We start from the raw sequence: 18167 nt of genomic DNA, 5'->3' as shown, positions 1-18167 counted from the left end.
CTACGATGGATCCCGGAGCTCCGCTTCGCTGCGTCCGGGATGACGAAAGAGGTTCCGGCACCGAATCCGTCTATCGAAACAAAAGCCCGCGCGGATTTCTCCGCGCGGGCTGAATTCGAAGGCCGGCCGCCGAAGCGGCCGAAGCCTCACTTCTTGTCGGTCGTCGCCTTCTTGAGCGCAGCGCCCAGGATGTCGCCGAGCGAGGCACCGGAGTCGGCGGAGCCGTACTGGGCCATCGCCTCCTTCTCCTCAGCCATTTCCAGGGCCTTGATCGAGACCTGGATCTTGCGGGCCTTCTTGTCGAAGAGCACGACGCGGGCATCGATGCGCTCGCCGGCCGCGAAGCGCTCGGGGCGCTGCTCGGCACGGTCACGGGCCAGCTCGGCGCGCTTGATGAAGGTCATCATGTCGGTGTCGGCGATCTTCACGTCGAGACCCGATTCCTTCACCTCGACGATCTCGCAGGTGACGATCTGACCCTTCTTGAACTCGCCGGCATCCACGAAGGGATCGCCGCCGAGCTGCTTCAGGCCGAGCGAGATACGCTCCTTCTCGACGTCCACATCGAGAACGACGGCCTGCAGGACGTCGCCCTTCTTGTATTCCTCGATGACCTGCTCGCCCGGACGGTTCCAGTCGAGATCGGAAAGGTGGATCATGCCGTCGATATCGCCTTCGAGACCCAGGAACAGGCCGAACTCGGTCTTGTTCTTGACCTCGCCCTCGACCGTCGAACCCGCCGGGTGCTGCTCCGCGAAGAGCTCCCACGGATTGCGCAGGGTCTGCTTGAGGCCGAGCGAGATACGGCGCTTGACCGGATCGACCTCGAGGATCGCGACGTCGACTTCCTGAGAGGTCGAGACGATCTTGCCGGGGTGGACGTTCTTCTTGGTCCAGGACATCTCGGAGACGTGGATCAGGCCTTCGATGCCCGGCTCCACTTCGACGAACGCGCCGTAGTCCGTGATGTTGGTCACGCGACCCTTGAGGCGGGTGCCGACCGGGTAACGCTCGGCGATGCCATCCCACGGATCGGCCAGCAGCTGCTTGATGCCGAGCGAGATGCGGTGCGTGTCCTGGTTGATCTTGATGATCTTGACCTTGACCGTCTGACCGATGGTGACGACCTCGGACGGATGGTTGACGCGACGCCAGGCCATGTCGGTGACATGCAGCAGGCCGTCGATGCCGCCGAGGTCAACGAACGCACCGTATTCGGTGATGTTCTTGACGACGCCGTCGATGACCTGACCTTCTTCGAGCGAGGCGACGAGCTCGGAACGAGCCTCTGCGCGGGTCTCCTCGAGGACGGTGCGGCGCGACACGACGATGTTGCCGCGGCGGCGATCCATCTTGAGGATCTCGAAGGGCTGCGGCTGGCCCATCAGCGGGCCGACGTCGCGGATCGGACGGATGTCGACCTGCGAGCGCGGCAGGAAGGCCACGGCGCCGTCGAGATCGACCGTGTAGCCGCCCTTGACGGTGTTGAAGATCATGCCGGTGACCTTCTCGCGGGCCTCGAAGGCCTTCTCGAGCTTGACCCAGCTCTCTTCGCGGCGAGCCTTGTCGCGCGAGATGACGGCTTCGCCGAGCGCGTTCTCGATCCGGTCGAGATAGACCTCGACCTCATCGCCGACGACGATGTCCTGCTCGCGGCCGGGGCCGGTGAATTCCTTGAGGGCGACGCGCCCTTCCGTCTTCAGGCCGACGTCGATGATCGCCATATCTTTCTCGATGGCGACGACTTTGCCCTTGATGACGGTACCTTCCATCGCCTCGTTGCGGGCGAAGGACTCTTCGAGCAGGGCGGCGAAATCCTCGCGACCCGAAGTGAAGCTTTCAACAGCTGACATGTAATCTCCTGGAAGCCGGCCGCGTATCCCGCGGATGTCCGGCATGGGCGCCGTGGTTGGTGTTGCGATCCGGATCGCTGCCGTCGGCTCCTCCTCTCGGAGGTATCCCGCCCCGAAACATCGGGAACGGGGGCGCCATGGCCGCCGGTTCGATCCGCATCCCAGGAGCGCGCTTCCAACACGAAACGGGAGCAGGTCTCGAAGACCGCCCCCGGCGCATGATCGATCACGGCCCTTCGGACAGGGGCGATGTAATACATGGCCGTTGCGAGGGCAAGTTTTCTGCGCGGCTTCCCCAAGGTCGCCCGTCATGCCAGTCTGCCCTGCTCAAGGGCTGGCACAAGGGGAGCGTCGCATGGGCTGGGTCATTCTCGGGCTGATCGTGGCCGTCGTGATCTATCTGATCATGACCTATAACGGGCTCGTGGCCATGCGGCAGCGCGTCAACCAGGCCTTTGCCGACATCGACGTCCAGCTGAAGCAGCGGCACGACCTGATCCCGAACCTCGTCGAGACGGTGAAGGGCTATGCGACGCACGAGAAATCGACGCTCGACGCGGTGATCGCCGCCCGCAACGCCGCGCAGGGCGCGAGCGGCGTCCACGACAAGGCTGCCGCCGAGCAGCAGCTCTCGGGCGCGGTCGGCCGGCTGCTGGCGCTGGGCGAGGCCTATCCCGATCTCAAGGCGAGCGCCAATTTCCAGCAGCTCCAGGTCGATCTCGGCAATGTCGAGGACAAGCTCGCGGCCGCCCGGCGCTTCTTCAACAATGCGGTCAGCGAGTTCAACGCGGCGATCCAGGCCTTCCCGGCCGTGCTCTTCGCGCCGCAGATGGGCTTCACCCAGCGCGAGTTCTTCGATGTCGGCGAACAGACGCGCGCCCAGATCGAGGTCGCGCCCAGCGTGAAGTTCTGAGGCAGGGACCACGGCAGGGAGCGGCTGCGATGGCTCAGGCCTTCGGGCTCTATACCCATCAGCGCAATAACCGGATCAGGTCCAATCTCCTGATCGCCGGGCTCTTCCTGCTCGTCTACCTCACCGTCTGGGGCCTGCTGCTGGTCGGCTACGGCTATGGCGGCGTGCCCTATGGCCGCAGCGCCTTCGGCGAGGCGAACCGCATCTTTCGCTCGTGGTTTCCCCTCATCACCCTGGCGACGATGCTGTGGGTCTTCATCGGCTTCCGCATGAATGTCGCGATGATCGGCGCGGTGACCGGTGCCAAGGGCGTGGCACGCGAGGACAACCCCAAGCTCTACCGGATGCTGGAGAACCTCTGCATCTCGCGCGGGCTCACTGTTCCGAAGCTCGCCATCGTCGAGAGCGATGCGCTCAACGCCTTCGCCAGCGGCGTCAACGACAAGCAGTTCACCGTCAGCGTGACGAGCGGCCTGCTCGCGCAGCTCAACGATGCCGAGGTCGAGGCGGTGCTCGCCCATGAGCTGACGCATATACGCAATGGCGATGTGCGCCTCATGGTGATCGCGATCGTCATCGCCGGCGTCGTCTCCTTCGTCGGCGAGATGGTGTTCCGCGGCTTCGGCCGCCGCAGCATCCGCATCTCCTCCGACGATTCCAAGAAGGGCAACGGGCTCGCCATCGTCGTCGGCGTCGCCGTGATCGCGATCTCCTGGTTCCTTGCCGTGGTGATCCGGCTGTCGCTGTCGCGCTCGCGCGAGTACCTGGCCGATGCCGGGGCCGTCGAGCTGACGAAGAACCCGGATGCGATGATCTCGGCCCTGCTCAAGATCTCCGGCCGGGCCGATATCGAGGGCATTCCCTCCGGCGTGATGGATATGTGCTTCGAAAACGATCCGGACGATTTCGCCGATCTGTTCTCGACGCATCCTTCCGTGACCAAGCGCGTGCAGGCGCTGGTCGAGACGGCCGGCGGGCGCATGCCGGCGATGCCGCCGCATCCGCCGAAGCTGGCCGAGCAGCAGGACCTGCCGACGATGGTGGAGGAGACGGCCGCGCGTGGACCATGGGCGCGTCCGCCGCAGGCGCCCGGGCCCGGCTGATCAGGCCGCGAGCTTGCCCGGATCGATCTCGAACACCAGCGGATAGAAGGTGTTCCAGCGGTTCCAGCGCCGCGTTCCCGCTTCGCCGACCGCCCAGAGCTTGCCATCCGGCGCATGGCCGAGATCCTCGATCCCGCCCGGCGCAGGATAGCGCGCAAGGACCGCGCCTGAACCGGAATCGAGGCGGGAGAGAAAGGCCGGCCGATTGCCGGAGCTTTGCGAGAGCCAGATCCTCCCTTCGCCATCGAAGGTCGCGCCCTGCGTCAGCAACGGCAATGGCAGGCTCGCCTGCGCATCGGAGAGGCCTATCGGAGCATCGCCCGCGGCCAGAACACGGGCGGCCGGTACGGCGTGAAGACTCGGCTCGCCCTCGCGGCGATAGGGGCCGAACCACAGGACGTCGCCCGACGCGGCGAGGAAGGACGGCCCCATCGCCTTGTCGACACGCGCCTCCTTCAAGGGCACGCATTCGCCGTTGCGGCAGGACTCCCTGAAATCCAGTGCGAGCAGGCGCCCCGAATTGGCGACGAACAACGTCTCCCGCACCATGGCGAGGCCGCCGGGGTGGCCATAGGTCGCCGGAAGGGAGAAGCTGCCGAGCAGGCTACCGTCGGCTCGCGACAGCCGGAACAGCCGGGCCGGGCCATTGTCCTGATCGCGCTCGGTGCTGCGATAGGCGGCGATCAGGATTTCGTCGCGGTAAACGGTCAATCCCTGCGGCACATAGCCGTCGTTCAGGCCGGGCGACCAGTAGCGCCGGCCGATGGCGGCCTCATTGGGAACGGCGCTGAGTTCGCGCGCGTCATAGCCCGGCGCATCGCCAGGCAAGGTCGGGCGCGCCAGCGCGGGGGGCGCCAGGCACAAACCCGCGCCCGCCACCAACAGCTGCCGGCGGTTCCATGTCACGGCTTCAACGCCCGTCCTGCGCCCATTCAAGCGCTTCCTCCAGGCGGTCATCGCCCCAGAACAGCTCGCCATCGCCGGCAACGAAGAAGGGCGCGCCGAAGATACCGATCGACTTGGCATATTCGATCTCGGCTCGCAGGCGACCCTTGACCTCCTCGCTGCGCGCAAGCGGCATCGTGGCATTGGGCTCGCTTCCGGCCTCCTTCAGGGCCGCCGCCAGCACCGCCTCCTCGGCGATGTTGCGGCCATCACAGAACTGGGCCCGGAACAGCGACTGCGAAAAGGCCGGCGTCCAGCCGCTGTCGCGGCCTGCCAATGCCAAACGTGTCGCCGTCAGCGAATTCTGGGGAAAATTCTCCGGCTTGACGAAACTCAAGCCCTGACGCCGGGCCCGGCGCGCCGTATCGCGCCACATATAACGTCCCTTGCTTGGATAGATCGCAAAGGGCGAGGTGTTCCACCCTTGGGCAGCGAAGACGGGCCCCAGCAGAAAGGGCCGCCAGCGCAGCTCGACGCCGGCCTCCTCGGCCAGTTTCTCGATTCTGAGGGCGCTCAGGCAGGAATAGGGCGACGCGAACTCATACCAGAAGTCCAAAACGGGACGATTCGGCATTCAGCCTCCGAACAGGTCGTCATTTCGTGTCGCGCACCGTCGAGCCTGCGCCCTCCGGAGCCCGACCGCAAGCGCCCCGAATGGGCGCATGAGAAGGTGGGGCGACGCCGTCGCCAGCGCCGACCCATCACAGGACGACGCGGGATCGATCAGAAGGTTCCGATTGCTTCGCCCCGAACCCTGCGATAGTGCGCCATTGCGTCCGAAACGCGGCCCGGGGGCCGCCAGCAGGAAATTGACAGAGATGGCTGACAGCAGCGTGAAGAAGGTCGTTCTCGCCTATTCCGGCGGACTCGACACCTCGATCATCCTCAAATGGCTGCAGACCACCTATCGATGCGAGGTCGTGACCTTCACCGCCGATCTCGGCCAGGGCGAGGAACTCGGCCCTGCCCGCGACAAGGCGCTGCTGCTCGGCATCAAGCCCGAGAACATCTATATCGAGGACCTGCGCGAGGAATTCGTGCGCGACTACGTCTTCCCGATGTTCCGCGCCAACGCCGCCTATGAGGGCGTCTACCTGCTGGGAACCTCGATCGCACGGCCGCTGATCGCCAAGAAGCTTATCGAGATCGCCGAGAAGACCGGCGCCGACGCCGTCTCCCATGGCGCGACCGGCAAGGGCAACGACCAGGTCCGCTTCGAGCTCACCGCCTATGCGCTGAAGCCCGACGTCGTGGTGATCGCGCCCTGGCGCGAATGGGATCTGCGCTCGCGCGAGCAGCTCATCGCCTTCGCCGAGCAGCACCAGATCCCGATCGCCAAGAACAAGCGCGGCGAGGCGCCCTTCTCCGTCGACGCCAACCTGCTGCACGCCTCCTCCGAAGGCCGCGTGCTGGAGGACCCGGCGGTCGAGGTGCCCGATTACGTCTATTCGCGCACGATCTCGCCGGAAGAAGCGCCGGACACCCCGACGGTCGTCACGGTCTCCTTCGAGAAGGGTGACGCGGTCGCGATCGATGGCGTTAAGCTCTCGCCGGCGACGCTGCTCGCCAAGCTCAACGATCTCGGCCGCGACAACGGCATCGGCCGGCTCGACCTCGTCGAGAACCGCTTCGTCGGCATGAAGAGCCGCGGCATGTACGAGACGCCCGGCGGCACGATCCTGCATGCGGCCCATCGCGCGATCGAGTCGATCACGCTCGACCGCGGCGCAGCGCATCTCAAGGACGAGATCATGCCGAAATACGCCGAGCTGATCTATAACGGCTTCTGGTTCTCGCCGGAGCGCGAGATGCTGCAGGCCCTGATCGACAAGAGCCAGGAGTTCGTCACGGGCGACGTGCGCCTCAAGCTCTACAAGGGCGGCGTCCACGTCATCGGCCGCTCGAGCGACTACTCGCTCTACGACCAGGACCTCGTCACCTTCGAGGAAGGCGCGGTCGCCTACGACCATCGCGACGCCGCGGGCTTCATAAAGCTCAACGCACTGCGCCTGCGCACGCTCGGCCAGCGCAAGAAGAAGCTGGGCCTGTAAACGCGCGGCTATTGAAGCCCGTCATCCCGCACGCCCCGCAGCACGAAGTGCTGCTGCGCAGATGCGGGATCGCAAGCCGATAAAGGCTCCAATCACCCGGTCAGACCACGCCGGGTTTTCCTTTTCGATCAATGCGATTTTCCAGGCGCGGCGCCATTTCTTGATGACCTTCTCGCGCTCGATCGCCTGGTAGGGGTCGTCGAAGGTCTCGCCATGAACGAGCTGGTCGATGTCGTACCGGGCCGCATGCGCCTTGATCGCATGACGCCGACATAGAGCGGGCGGTCATCGCGGCTCCGGCGCGGAAAGATTGAGCTTAATCCGGTTGGCGGTCCCGTGTCTGCGCAGCGGCACTTCGCGCCGCAGCGCGCACGGGATGACATCGCCCTTTGAACCAGTGGGGCTCTGAAGCGTTCAGCACTCACCGATCAATCCGAGTGCTCGTCATGTTCCGGCTCCTGGCCCCTGCCCTGATCTCCACCGCCCTGCTGTGTGGTTCGACCTTCGCGCAGGAGGTTCCACCGAAGAGCGAGAAGCCGGCGACGCCGGAAATCGCGACCTGCAAAGCGGCGGCGCTCCAGACGCTCCACGCCAGGGACCCGGAGATCAAGGACATCTATATCGACGAGGACGGCACCACCGTCGCCGTTTCGGAATCAAGGATCGAGGATATTTCGGTCACGCGCATCGTCATGGGCGAGGCTTATCTGCGGACCGACCGCTCGGACAAGCCGCGCCGCTTTCTCTGCCTGCTCGGCGAGAAGAACAAGGTGCTGCTGACCTTCTTCACGGCGCGCTGAACGCGAGACACACCGGCCACGGCCCTAGGGTTCGTCGACGACCTCGGTGGCAGGGCGGTCATGGCCGTCAGCCAGCTCCTGATGCCAGCGACCATCCTTGTCCTGATAGACGATGCCGTCGGTATTGCCGGCGATCGTCTGGCGCGCCGCGGCCTTGGTGGCGGCCTTCAGCGCCGCCTCGTGCGACGAAAAGGTTTCCGACAGCACCTCGCCGACCTTGTAGGCCCAGCCGCCATCGTGCTCGACGACCTCATATCTGACCATGACCATTGCACACCCTCCTTCGACCGTTCTTTCGATCGAAGGAGAACAATGAGCCGGGGCCTCAGGTTCCGTCTATTCGCCGTTGCCGCTATCGGCAGCGCGCAGGCCTTCGAGCGCAGGCATCGAGGTGATGTGATAGCCGGCATCGACGTGATGGATGTCGCCGGTGACGCCGCCGGACAGATCCGAAAGGTAATACAGCGCCGAGCCGCCGATCTCCTCCAGCGAGACCGATTTGCGCAGCGGCGAATTGGCCCGCTGCCAGGAGAGCATGGCGCGTGCGTCGGAGATGCCGGCGCCGGCCAGCGTCCGCACCGGGCCGGGCGACAGGGCGTTCACGCGGATGCCGCGCGGGCCGTAATCGCCGGCGAGATAACGCACGCTCGCCTCAAGCGCCGCTTTCGCGACGCCCATGACGTTGTAGTTCGGCATGATCCGGGTCGAGCCGCCATAGGTCAGCGTGATCATGCTGCCGCCCTTGGGCATGCGGTCGGCGGCACGCCTGGCGATCTCCGTGAAGGAGAAGCAGGAGATCACCATGGTGCGCGAGAAATTCTCGCGGCTGGTGTCGGCGTAAAGACCCTTGAGCTCGTTCTTGTCGGAGAATCCGATGGCGTGGACGATGAAATCCAGCGTGTTCCGCTCGGGATCGCCGCCCCAGGCTTCGTCGAGCGCCGCGAAGGTCGCGTCGACCGAGGCGAGATCCTCGACATCGCAGGGGATCACCAGATTCGATCCGATGCTTTCGGCCAGCGGCCGGACACGCTTGCCGAGCGCGTCACCCTGATAGGTGAAGGCGACCTCGGCCCCGTGGGCATTCAGGGTGCGGGCGATGCCCCAGGCGATCGAATTCTGGTTGGCGACACCCATGATGAGGCCGCGCTTTTTATGCATCAGCGGGAGCATGGCAAACTCGGAAAGGGGCTTCAGGATCGGACCCGAAGGCGGGAAACGGGAAGAACGCTCTGCAACTCGGTACGTCAAGCCTTGAACGGCGCTTTATGATTGCAGGCCCATTGCAGGCTCTGCTCCAGGGCTCGATGGCTAACCGGATTTCAGGATCGCCGCGGCGGCGGCCTTCGATGTCGCGACCGGCACGATCTCGAAACGGGCTAGATCGCTCCACTGCAGGACCCATTCCTGCAGCAGGGCGACATCGTCGCATTCCATGATCTGGAAACAGCGGCCGAGATCGGCGGCGACCCAGCTTTCGACATAGCGCAAGCCTTCCGGCGCCATCCGCCCCCGTTCCTGGAAGCGGGCGTAGACGTCCTTCACGCGGGCCTGATCGAAATGCTCGATCACCATGAAGAGCATGGCGGCCTCAGGCCTCCAGGCGCTTCATCACGATGGTGGCGTTGGTGCCGCCGAAGCCGAAGGAGTTGGAGAGGACACAGCCCAAGCCTGCATTGTCGATGCGCTTGCGCACGATCGGCATGTCGGCGAAGGCCGGGTCGAGCTCCTCGATATGGGCGCTCTCGCAAATGAAGTCGTTGTTGAGCATCAGCAGCGAATAGATCGCTTCCTGCACGCCGGTCGCGCCCAGCGAGTGGCCGGTCAGCGACTTGGTCGCCGAAATCGGCGGCGACTTGTCGCCGGCGCCGAAGACCTCGCGGATCGCCTCGATCTCCTTGGCGTCGCCGACCGGGGTCGAGGTACCGTGCGGATTGATGTAATCGACCTTGGCCTTCACGCCTTCCAGCGCCATGCGCATGCAGCGTACCGCGCCCTCGCCGGAGGGAGCGACCATGTCGTAGCCGTCCGAGGTCGCGCCATAGCCGACGATCTCGCCATAGATCTTGGCGCCGCGCGCCTTGGCGTGCTCCAGTTCCTCCAGCACGACGACGCCGGCGCCGCCGGCGATGACGAAGCCGTCGCGCGCCACGTCATAAGCACGCGAGGCGCGAGCCGGGGTCGCATTGAAGTCGGAGGACATCGCGCCCATGGCGTCGAACAGGACGGAGAGCGTCCAGTCCAGTTCCTCGCAGCCACCGGCGAAGATCATGTCCTGCTTGCCCCACTGGATCAGCTCGTAGGCGTTGCCGATGCAGTGGTTCGACGTCGCGCAGGCCGAGGAGATCGAATAGTTGACGCCTTTGATCTTGAACCAGGTCGCGAGCGTGGCCGAGGCGGTCGAGGACATACCCTTAGGCACGGCAAAGGGGCCGACCTTCTTCGAGGAGCCGCTCTCGCGGGCCTTGTCGTAGGCGTCGATCAGCGCGCGGGTCGAAGGGCCGCCCGAGCCCATGATGATGCCGGTGCGCTCGTTGCTGATCTCGGCGGTCTCAAGCCCGGCATCGACGATCGCCTGCTCCATGGCCACCTGGTTCCAGGCCGAACCACCGCCGTGGAAGCGCATGGCGCGCCGGTCAAGCACCGTGGCGGGATCGAGCGTGGGCACGCCGGCAACCTGGCTGCGGAAGCCGTGCTCGGCGAATTCGGCGACGTGGGAAATGCCCGATTTCGCCGAATGCAGCGAGGCCAGCACCTCCTGCGTGTTGTTGCCGATGGACGAGACGATGCCCATCCCGGTGACGACGACGCGTCTCATGCTCGCTTATCTCCAGCTACCCGCCCGCAGCGGGGCACACCCGCTGCTCCGGATCATACCGCGCAAATGGACCGCGCGCTCACAAGGCGCAAGGTCATGCGGCTGTTTTTCCTCAGGCCGCTTCCGGCTTGAACAGGCCGACCCGCATATCGCTGACCGTATAGATACGCTTGCCGTCGGCCTCGAGCCAGCCATCGGCGATGCCGAGCACAAGCTTCGACTTGAAGACGCGCTTGAAGTCGACGCCGTAGACGACCCGCTTGACGGAAGGCAGAACCTGGTCGGCGAACTTGACCTCGCCGACGCCGAGCGCCCGGCCGCGGCCGGGCAGGCCGAGCCAGCCGAGGAAGAAGCCGGTGAGCTGCCAGAGCGCATCGAGACCCAGGCAGCCCGGCATCACCGGATCGCCCTTGAAATGGCAGTCGAAGAACCAGAGGTCGGGCTTGATGTCGAATTCGGCGCGAACGAGCCCCTTGCCGTGCTCGCCACCCTCTTCCGCGATCTCGGTGATACGGTCGAACATCAGCATCGGCGGCAGCGGCAGCTGCGCATTGCCCGGCCCGAACAGTTCCCCGCGACCACAAGCGAGGATCTCCTCGTAGCTGAAAGACGACTGACGCTGCATTCCCGTTCCGCTCCCTTGCGCCAGCTGGATTCGGCCGGCGTATTCTCAGCCGTGCCTAACACAGCGGGAACCGGAAACGAAAGGGCACAGGCGCGCCGACCCACATTGCAGCATCAAAAACCATGGCAGCATCAAAAAAACGCAACGACACTGCGCCAGATCAAGGAAAGGCGAGACCGGGTTCCCAATAACGGCGTCATGCTTGCGACGAGGAAGCCGAGGCCCTACATTTCTTAGGATGATTTCAATCAGCAGGCGGAGCATCGAGCGTCCGTTTCGGATGAGGGCACGCAAAACGGCATGAGCGATCTGACCTCCCAGGATCAGGCCCAGGTTTCGGCGGTGCGGCAGGGATGCCCGTTCCACGACATCCGCGAGAAGCTCCGCCGCGTCGGCCTGCGGCCGACACGCCAGCGCGTCTCGCTCGGCTGGGTGCTCTTCGCCAAGGGCCAGCGCCATATCAGCGCCGAGATGCTCTATGAGGAGGCGATGAAGGAGCGCATCCCGGTCTCGCTCGCGACGATCTACAACACGCTGCGCCAGTTCACCGAAGCCGGCCTGCTGCGCGAGCTGACGCTCGACGGCGCCAAGGCCTATTTCGACACCGCCGATCACGACCATCATCATTTCGTCGTGGATGGCGAGAACCGGGTGATCGATATCCCCGCTCAGGAGATCGATGTCGCGAGCCTGCCGACGCCGCCCGAGGGCTATGAGATCGCCCGCGTCGATGTGGTGGTGCGGCTGCGCAAGATCGAGAGCTGAACGGCCCTCCCCGCTCGAAAGGCCAGGGACGAGCGAGGTACGATGCGTTTTCCCAATCGCGCGACGAGCCTTCGCCTGCATTTTTGTCGCTGACGCGTTCCCGGCCTCACCTGCCTCGGCGGCTTATTGCGCGACACGGGCCGGTTGGCCCTGCTCGATCGCGGCGGGCGACCGCTGACGGCGCAGTAGCCGCCGGCAGGCCGCGTTTCAGTCGACCTTCTCGTTCGGGTAGACGCCCCAGAGCCGCTCCTGGCGGATGAAGCCGGTGATGTTGCCGACGCTGACGCGGCACCAGGCATTGACGCAGGCAGCCACGCTGGTGACGACGCCGGACTGCAGCCTCGCGACGACGTTTGCGTCCTCTGCGGCCGCGCTGCGCATCGGGAAGACCTCGTCCTTGTTCCGGGACCAGGGCGCCACGAGCGCCGTGCGGCGCCCGGAGAGCAGGCTGTGCAGCACCCAGCCCTCGGTTCCGTCGGCATCGCGCACCCGGCGCCAGGTCTCGAACTCCGCCGTGACCTCGACCGGCAAGCCGGCGCGCTGATAGACCCAGCGGGTGCGATGCTCCTTGGACGGCCCTTCGCGCAGATTGACCCGGTCCGTCTTGAGGCTGACATAGCGCGGCACCGGCAGGCCGGTGACCGACCCGGCCTGCATGTCCTGCGCGAAAGCAGCGAAGGACGAGCCCGTGAATACAATGCCGATCATGGCCAGACGGCGCATCGACGAGGCCTTCATCCACCGCTCTCCTGCTAAGCGCCCTGTCCCCCGGCGAAGGGTCAAGTTGTCTTCCGCTGCGGCGCCGCCTAGAGAACGCTCATGCCGGCCGCGCAGCCGTCGTCATTCCTGGGCCATCAGGGTTAATGGCTGGTTGAGGGCATGCGACGGATGCGGCGAATGACGGAAGGGTGACCGCCATGTCGAAGAAGAAGCCCCTGGTCGTGGTGACGCGCAAGCTGCCCGCCGTGGTGGAAACCCGGATGCGCGAATTGTTCGACGCCCGGCTCAACATCGACGACAAGCCGATGTCGCAGGCCGCGCTGGTCGAAGCGGTGAAGACCGCCGACGTGCTGGTCCCGACTGTCACCGACAAGATCGACGCGGCCATCATCGCGCAGGCCGGCGACCAGCTGCGCCTTATCGCGAATTTCGGCAACGGCGTCGACAATATCGACGTCGCCAGCGCCGTGCAGCGCGGCATCACCGTCACCAACACGCCGGGCGTGCTGACCGACGACACCGCCGACATGACGATCGCTCTGATCCTCGCGGTAGCGCGCCGGATCGCGGAAGGCGCGCGCGTCATCCCCGACGACGACTGGGCCGGCTGGTCGCCGACCTGGATGCTCGGCCGGCGCATTACCGGCAAGCGCCTCGGCATCGTCGGCATGGGGCGGATCGGCCAGGCCGTGGCGCGGCGCGCCGCTGCCTTCGGGCTGTCGATCCACTACCATAATCGCCGCCGGGTCGACGCTCGCACCGAGGAGAAGCTCGACGCGACCTATTGGGATTCGCTCGACCAGATGCTGGCCCGGATGGACATCGTCTCGGTCAACTGCCCGCATACGCCGGCGACCTACCACCTGCTCTCGGCGCGCCGCCTCAAGCTGATGAAGCCCGACGCCATCCTGGTGAACACGGCGCGGGGCGAGGTCGTCGACGAGACCGCGCTCGCCCGCATGCTGGAAGCCGGGGAACTCGCCGGCGCCGGCCTCGACGTGTTCGAGAGCGAGCCGGCGGTCAATCCGCGCCTGCTCAAGCTCGCGCGCCAGCACAAGGTGGTGGTCCTCCCGCATATGGGTTCGGCCACGCATGAGGGCCGCGCCGACATGGGCGAGAAGGTCATCGTCAACATCAAGACCTTCATGGACGGACACAAGCCGCCGGATCGCGTGCTGCCCAGCATGCTCTGACGGGCCAACCGCTCAGGCGGCGCGCAGCTCCGCAAGCCGCGCCGCCTCGCCAGGCCATTCCCGATAGTCGTCGATCACGGCCGCAGCGCCGGCCGCCAGCAGGCGCTCGCGCGTACGGGGCTTGTCATGGGCGGTGCCGGTGAAGCCGGCCACCTGCATGCCGGCAGCCTTCGCGGCCTGCACGCCGGGCACGGAATCCTCCAGCACCAGGCAGTTCTCCGGCTCGGCACCCATCTGCGCGGCGGCGAAGAGGAAGACATCCGGCGCCGGCTTGCCGCGGGCAACCTGCGAAGCCGAGAAGACATGCGGATCGAACAGGTCGATCAGTCCGGCCAGGCCCAGATTGCGCCGCAGCGGCTCGAGGCTCGTCGAGGACGCGACGCAACGGCGCCCGGCCAGTTCGCGCAGCGCCTCATGCACCCCTGGCAGAGCCCGCAACTCGCGCTCCAGCCGGGCTGCGACGCCGTCCTCGATCCGGCTTTCGAAATCGGAAGGCAGCGGTCGACCGAGCGCGGCCTCGATCACCTTGAAGCCGTCGACGAGCGGGATGCCGATCAGGTTCGTATTGTAGTCGTCGAGCGTCCACTGCGTCAGCCCGATCTCGTGACAGAGAACGAGGCTGACCTCGCTATAGAGCGTTTCGCTATCGATCAGCGTGCCGTCGCAATCATAGATGACGAGATCGAACGGCACGCGCGCCTCCCGAGCCGAAGCGGGGTGGCTCAGCTCGCCCGGGCGGCGTCGAACTGACCGGTCTTGCGGAAACGCCAGAGATAGGACGAGACGATGGCCTCGACCGTGGTCGGGGCGAGCCCGAGCCCGGCGAAGTCCCGCCCCTCAGCGGCCGCAGCCGGCGAGATGATATTGTCGCTCTCGAGCAGCGTGACCTGGTCGCGGGTCATCACCAGCTCGTCCGGGATCAGGCCGAGCGTCAACGTGTCGGCGACCTGCAGCACGCTTCCCACGATCCGCGCCAGCGGGAACGGCAGCGGCGCCAGCAGGCGCTTGCGCCCGGTCACGCGGCAGACCTCCTCCATGATCTGGCGCAGGCTCAGAACCTCCGGACCGCCAAGTTCGTAGACGCGCCCGCCCGCCATCGTGCCGTCGACCGCGCGCGCCGCCACCTCGGCGACATCACCGACGAAGGCCGGCTGGAACTTGGTCGCCCCGCCGCCGACCAGCGGCAGGACCGGGAGCATGCGAGCCATCGAGGCGAAGCGGTTGAAGAAAGTATCCTCGGGCCCGAACATCACCGAGGGGCGCAGCACGATCGCATCCGGCACGGAAGCGAACGCCGCAGCTTCGCCCTCAGCCTTGCTGCGGGCATAGGAAGAGCGCGATTCGGCATCGGTGCCCAGCGCCGAGACATGGACGAGCCGGGTGATCCCCGCAGCGGCACAGGCCTGGGCCACGGCGCGGGCGCCGTTGGCCTGCACGGCCGAGAAGCTCTGGCGGCCCTGCTCCTGCATGATGCCGACGAGATTGACGACGGCGTCGGCGCCCTGGACCGCGGCCGCCACCGAAGCCGGATAGCGCAGATTGGCCTGTACGGCATGGATCTGGCCGACGGTGCCCAGCGGCTGCAGGAAGCCCGCGAGGTCCGGCCGGCGCACCGCGACGCGCACGCGGTAGCCGCGCTTGACGAGCGCCCGCACTACATGGCGGCCGACGAAGCCGGAGCCGCCGAAGACCGTCACGAGTTGCTGGGCCGGGGCTTGAGAGGCCATCGCGAAAGCTCCGTTTAGAATGCTTCTGCCCTCCTAGATCATGTCTCGCCAAAGTGGAAATGCCTTTTGCGGCGAACGCACCCCTGCCGGCGGCTTGCGGCGTTTCGCCCTAGGCCGGCAGCTCCCACCCCGCACGAAGCCGCGCCATCGCTGCTTTTTCCCGCCTTCGCGCGCCGCGCCGAAGCGGTTTCCACAGCCCACCGGCAGGCGAATGCAATTCATTTCCGCAAGCCCGTTGACAGGACGACTCGCCCCCCGTAAACGAACCGCCGTTGCCCAGGTGGCGGAATTGGTAGACGCACCAGCTTCAGGTGCTGGCGCTCGCAAGGGCGTGGAGGTTCGAGTCCTCTCCTGGGCACCACATTTACCTTCGTCGGCATTCGCCGATGACAGAAAAGGCCTCCGAGACCTAGCGTTTCGGGGGCCTTTCTCGTTGCCTGCCATCGCCTGCCTTCGTTGACAGCCGCCGAATTTGTTGGCCTGTTCGCCCGCATAGGCCAACAGGCCCAAATTCAGGCCAACACCATGCCCCTGACCGACATTACGATAAGGAATGCCAAGCCCGGCGATCGCACCGTAAAGCTCTCCGATGGAGGCGGCCTTCAGCTCTGGATTGAGCCAAAAGGCGGGAAGCTCTGGCGGCTAGCGTACCGATTCGGCGGCAAGCAGAAGAAACTTTCCATCGGCCCCTACCCTGCGATCGATCTTCGTGCAGCCCGCGCCAGACGCGAAGAGGCTAAGAAGCTGCTCCGCGATGGCAAAGACCCCGGCGCAGAGAAGAGGCTGGAGAAGCTGACCGGCAAGGCCAATAGGGACAACACTTTTGAGGCCATCGCCGCCGAAGTGGCCGCCAGGAAGAAGCTGGCCGGCAAGGCCCAGGCCACGCTCGATAAATTCCACTGGTTCCTCGACTTGGCAAAGCCCGTCCTGGGCAGGCGGCCGATAACCGAAATCAGCGCCGCCGAAATCCTCGTGGTGCTCCGCAAGATCGAAGCACGCGGGCATCTCGAGACTGCGCGGCGCATGCGATCTATCATTGGGCAGGTGTTCCGCTTCGCGATTGCTACCCAGCGCGCGAAGGATGATCCGACCTTGGCGCTCCGCGGCGCCCTGATGGCGCCTGTTGTGAAAAGCCATGCGGCCGTCACTGAGGCGAAGGCTTTCGGCGCCTTGCTTCGGGCAATCGACGAATACGATGGTACACCGCTCACTCGGCACGCGCTCTGCCTGATGGCCCTCCTCTTCCCGAGGCCCGGCGAACTGCGCCTAGCAGAATGGCGAGAGTTCGATACCGAGGAAGCCGTTTGGACCATCCCGGCCGGACGGATGAAGATGCGCAAGCCGCATGCTGTGCCCCTGCCCAAGCAAGCCCTGTCCATCTTGGAGGAGCTGCGATTGATATCCGGCGACGGAGAGTTGGTTTTCCCCTCCGTTCGATCGGTCAAGCGGGCAATGTCCGAGAACACGTTGAACGCGGCACTACGCCGTCTCGGCTACACCAGCTCTGACGCAACCTCGCACGGCTTTCGCGCTAGTGCCTCAACGCTCCTGAACGAATCCGGCAAGTGGTCGCCCGATGCTATCGAGCGGGCGCTGGCCCATCAGGAGGTCGATGCCGTCCGTCGCGCCTATGCCCGCGGCGCTCATTGGAAAGAGCGCGTGGAGATGGCGGCGTGGTGGGCGAACTATCTCGATCGCCTGCGCTCCGGCGCCAAGGTCATTCCGATGAAGCCAGCGAGCGCCGGCTAATCGACCGAGTAGAGGGCCGACGTGAAGATTCCTAACCTCAGAGCGACATTCAAGAGCCTCCCAAGCGAAGGTACCGCTGTGGCATGGCAGCAGATTGCTAATCCGCCGGAAAGGATCGAACAGCCTGGCGTCACGGCCGTGGCAGGGAAGGCGCGCGCCAACCGCATGCTCGCGAACCTCGGTAAGCTCCAAGGTGAGTTACAGGCTGCATTTGACGCGCAGGTTGGAGAAATAGCTCCGCGTGATCGGAGCCGCTTCATCATAGCTCAAATGGCAATCGCGAATTATCTACAGGGTGAAAATCTCCCGGCGCGGCTCTGCCGCGAAATAGCAGAATTGGCCTATGCTCTTGATGACCTCGACAACGGCCTCACGCCCCCGCTTCTGAAGGAAGCAACAGTGCGCGAGACCGGGGGGAATAAGACGGACGTTGGTGAAATCTGGCGAGCGCGGGCATATATCGCCGTCGCAGCGGGTGCCTTGATTGCGGCGGGGTTCGGCAAAGGAACCACTTACAAACGGATCGCCAAACAAATCTCAAGCGTTGCTCATCACCTCACAGACGGAACCAATATTCCGCGCGTTATCGAACGTTGGGTGGCTGTCTTTGCGGAGGGTCGATGCCCGAACGAGCCGGCTCAAGTTTGTTTCCAAACCGGTCAAAATCTCATTGCCCGTTTCAGATCCGAAAGACCAGACTCGAATGAGATAGAGGTTGCAGATCGGATTTTGAAGTTGGCATCTGATCTTGCGGGGGGGTCCGCTTATCCAACGGGCTATGAAGAATCCGGAGACCGGTAAGCGCGTAGCCCTTTCACCTTTAATGGCCCAATTAAAGGTGAAAAATATCTTTTAAGCCCCAGTTTTTATGGCCGAAGAACTCGGCTTTCAATCGCCCTTGCCCGTTT

19 protein-coding genes and 1 tRNA gene are annotated in these 18167 nt (G+C 65.1%); 9 read left to right on the top strand and 11 right to left on the bottom strand.

All coding sequences use genetic code 11. The features are described 5' to 3' along the window. Nucleotides 1–146: 146 nt before the first annotated feature. The gene (rpsA, locus tag NWE53_RS24585) at nucleotides 147–1853 is read right to left on the bottom strand and encodes a 30S ribosomal protein S1 (RefSeq protein WP_265051925.1); all 1707 of its coding nucleotides are present in this window, start codon (nucleotides 1851–1853) and stop codon (nucleotides 147–149) included. 355 nt (nucleotides 1854–2208) lie between these two features. Here rpsA and NWE53_RS24580 point away from each other — a divergent pair, with 355 nt between their 5' ends. After that, entirely contained in the window at nucleotides 2209–2766 is a 558-nt protein-coding gene (locus tag NWE53_RS24580) for a LemA family protein (RefSeq protein WP_265051924.1), read from the top strand. Nucleotides 2767–2795: 29 nt separating this feature from the next. Beyond that, nucleotides 2796–3869: a M48 family metallopeptidase gene (locus NWE53_RS24575; RefSeq protein WP_265051923.1), complete on the top strand. Its 1074-nt coding sequence runs from the start codon at nucleotides 2796–2798 to the stop codon at nucleotides 3867–3869. Here NWE53_RS24575 and NWE53_RS24570 read toward each other — a convergent pair whose 3' ends face one another. Together NWE53_RS24570 and NWE53_RS24565 are read right to left on the bottom strand one after the other, a co-directional pair. Then, on the bottom strand, nucleotides 3870–4805 hold the full coding sequence (locus NWE53_RS24570) for an NHL repeat-containing protein (RefSeq protein ID WP_265051922.1): 936 nt from the start codon (nucleotides 4803–4805) through the stop codon (nucleotides 3870–3872). It lies immediately after the preceding gene. Next, on the bottom strand, nucleotides 4780–5388 hold the full coding sequence (locus tag NWE53_RS24565; RefSeq protein WP_265051921.1) for a 2-hydroxychromene-2-carboxylate isomerase: 609 nt from the start codon (nucleotides 5386–5388) through the stop codon (nucleotides 4780–4782). Before NWE53_RS24565 ends, NWE53_RS24570 begins: the two co-directional genes overlap by 26 nt. Nucleotides 5389–5632: 244 nt before the next feature. On the opposite strand from NWE53_RS24565, the gene NWE53_RS24560 reads away from it, so the two are divergent. Together NWE53_RS24560 and NWE53_RS24550 are read left to right on the top strand one after the other, a co-directional pair. After that, on the top strand, nucleotides 5633–6865 hold the full coding sequence (locus NWE53_RS24560) for an argininosuccinate synthase (protein ID WP_265051920.1): 1233 nt from the start codon (nucleotides 5633–5635) through the stop codon (nucleotides 6863–6865). A gap of 446 nt (nucleotides 6866–7311) precedes the next feature. Next, nucleotides 7312–7665 (top strand): hypothetical protein, encoded by a 354-nt coding sequence (locus NWE53_RS24550; protein ID WP_265051919.1) that lies wholly within the window; start codon nucleotides 7312–7314, stop codon nucleotides 7663–7665. A 24-nt stretch (nucleotides 7666–7689) separates the two neighbouring features. Here the strand turns inward: NWE53_RS24550 and NWE53_RS24545 are convergent, their stop codons facing one another. The 5 genes from NWE53_RS24545 to fabA all read right to left on the bottom strand — a co-directional run bounded on the left by NWE53_RS24545 (nucleotide 7690) and on the right by fabA (nucleotide 11105). Continuing rightward, nucleotides 7690–7935: a DUF2188 domain-containing protein gene (locus tag NWE53_RS24545; RefSeq protein ID WP_265051918.1), complete on the bottom strand. Its 246-nt coding sequence runs from the start codon at nucleotides 7933–7935 to the stop codon at nucleotides 7690–7692. A gap of 66 nt (nucleotides 7936–8001) precedes the next feature. Next, nucleotides 8002–8835, bottom strand: coding sequence for an enoyl-ACP reductase FabI (gene fabI / locus NWE53_RS24540; RefSeq protein WP_265051917.1), 834 nt, complete (start codon nucleotides 8833–8835; stop codon nucleotides 8002–8004). Between the two features lie 138 nt (nucleotides 8836–8973). Continuing rightward, the gene (locus NWE53_RS24535; RefSeq protein WP_265051916.1) at nucleotides 8974–9246 is read right to left on the bottom strand and encodes a DUF3303 domain-containing protein; all 273 of its coding nucleotides are present in this window, start codon (nucleotides 9244–9246) and stop codon (nucleotides 8974–8976) included. A gap of 7 nt (nucleotides 9247–9253) precedes the next feature. Next, nucleotides 9254–10480, bottom strand: a complete 1227-nt coding sequence (fabB, locus tag NWE53_RS24530) for a beta-ketoacyl-ACP synthase I (RefSeq protein WP_265051915.1) — start codon at nucleotides 10478–10480, stop codon at nucleotides 9254–9256. Between the two features lie 112 nt (nucleotides 10481–10592). Further along, entirely contained in the window at nucleotides 10593–11105 is a 513-nt protein-coding gene (gene fabA, locus NWE53_RS24525; protein WP_089176843.1) for a 3-hydroxyacyl-[acyl-carrier-protein] dehydratase FabA, read from the bottom strand. Between the two features lie 300 nt (nucleotides 11106–11405). On the opposite strand from fabA, the gene irr reads away from it, so the two are divergent. After that, a complete protein-coding gene (gene irr / locus NWE53_RS24520) occupies nucleotides 11406–11870 on the top strand; it encodes a Fur family transcriptional regulator Irr (protein WP_265051914.1) in 465 nt (154 codons plus the stop codon). Nucleotides 11871–12077: 207 nt separating this feature from the next. Here the strand turns inward: irr and NWE53_RS24515 are convergent, their stop codons facing one another. Further along, nucleotides 12078–12608, bottom strand: a complete 531-nt coding sequence (locus NWE53_RS24515; RefSeq protein ID WP_265051913.1) for an SH3 domain-containing protein — start codon at nucleotides 12606–12608, stop codon at nucleotides 12078–12080. Between the two features lie 179 nt (nucleotides 12609–12787). Between NWE53_RS24515 and NWE53_RS24510 the strand changes: the two genes are divergently transcribed. Next, nucleotides 12788–13783, top strand: a complete 996-nt coding sequence (locus tag NWE53_RS24510; RefSeq protein ID WP_265051912.1) for a 2-hydroxyacid dehydrogenase — start codon at nucleotides 12788–12790, stop codon at nucleotides 13781–13783. Nucleotides 13784–13795: 12 nt separating this feature from the next. Here NWE53_RS24510 and NWE53_RS24505 read toward each other — a convergent pair whose 3' ends face one another. Together NWE53_RS24505 and NWE53_RS24500 are read right to left on the bottom strand one after the other, a co-directional pair. Then, nucleotides 13796–14476: an HAD family hydrolase gene (locus NWE53_RS24505; protein ID WP_265051911.1), complete on the bottom strand. Its 681-nt coding sequence runs from the start codon at nucleotides 14474–14476 to the stop codon at nucleotides 13796–13798. A 29-nt stretch (nucleotides 14477–14505) separates the two neighbouring features. Next, the gene (locus tag NWE53_RS24500; RefSeq protein WP_265051910.1) at nucleotides 14506–15510 is read right to left on the bottom strand and encodes a complex I NDUFA9 subunit family protein; all 1005 of its coding nucleotides are present in this window, start codon (nucleotides 15508–15510) and stop codon (nucleotides 14506–14508) included. Between the two features lie 274 nt (nucleotides 15511–15784). Here NWE53_RS24500 and NWE53_RS24495 point away from each other — a divergent pair. The 3 genes from NWE53_RS24495 (at nucleotide 15785) to NWE53_RS24485 (ending at nucleotide 18060) form a co-directional block, all read left to right on the top strand. Then, a tRNA-Leu gene (locus NWE53_RS24495) sits at nucleotides 15785–15871 on the top strand. A gap of 95 nt (nucleotides 15872–15966) precedes the next feature. Continuing rightward, the gene (locus NWE53_RS24490) at nucleotides 15967–17259 is read left to right on the top strand and encodes a tyrosine-type recombinase/integrase (RefSeq protein ID WP_320109534.1); all 1293 of its coding nucleotides are present in this window, start codon (nucleotides 15967–15969) and stop codon (nucleotides 17257–17259) included. A gap of 21 nt (nucleotides 17260–17280) precedes the next feature. After that, a complete protein-coding gene (locus NWE53_RS24485; RefSeq protein WP_265051909.1) occupies nucleotides 17281–18060 on the top strand; it encodes a hypothetical protein in 780 nt (259 codons plus the stop codon). Nucleotides 18061–18167 lie beyond the last annotated feature (107 nt).

This window comes from Bosea sp. NBC_00550, assembly GCF_026020075.1.
Taxonomy (GTDB): domain Bacteria; phylum Pseudomonadota; class Alphaproteobacteria; order Rhizobiales; family Beijerinckiaceae; genus Allobosea.
The sequence above is the reverse complement of the archived record's forward strand: the minus strand, read 5'-3'. Positions and strand labels throughout refer to the sequence as shown.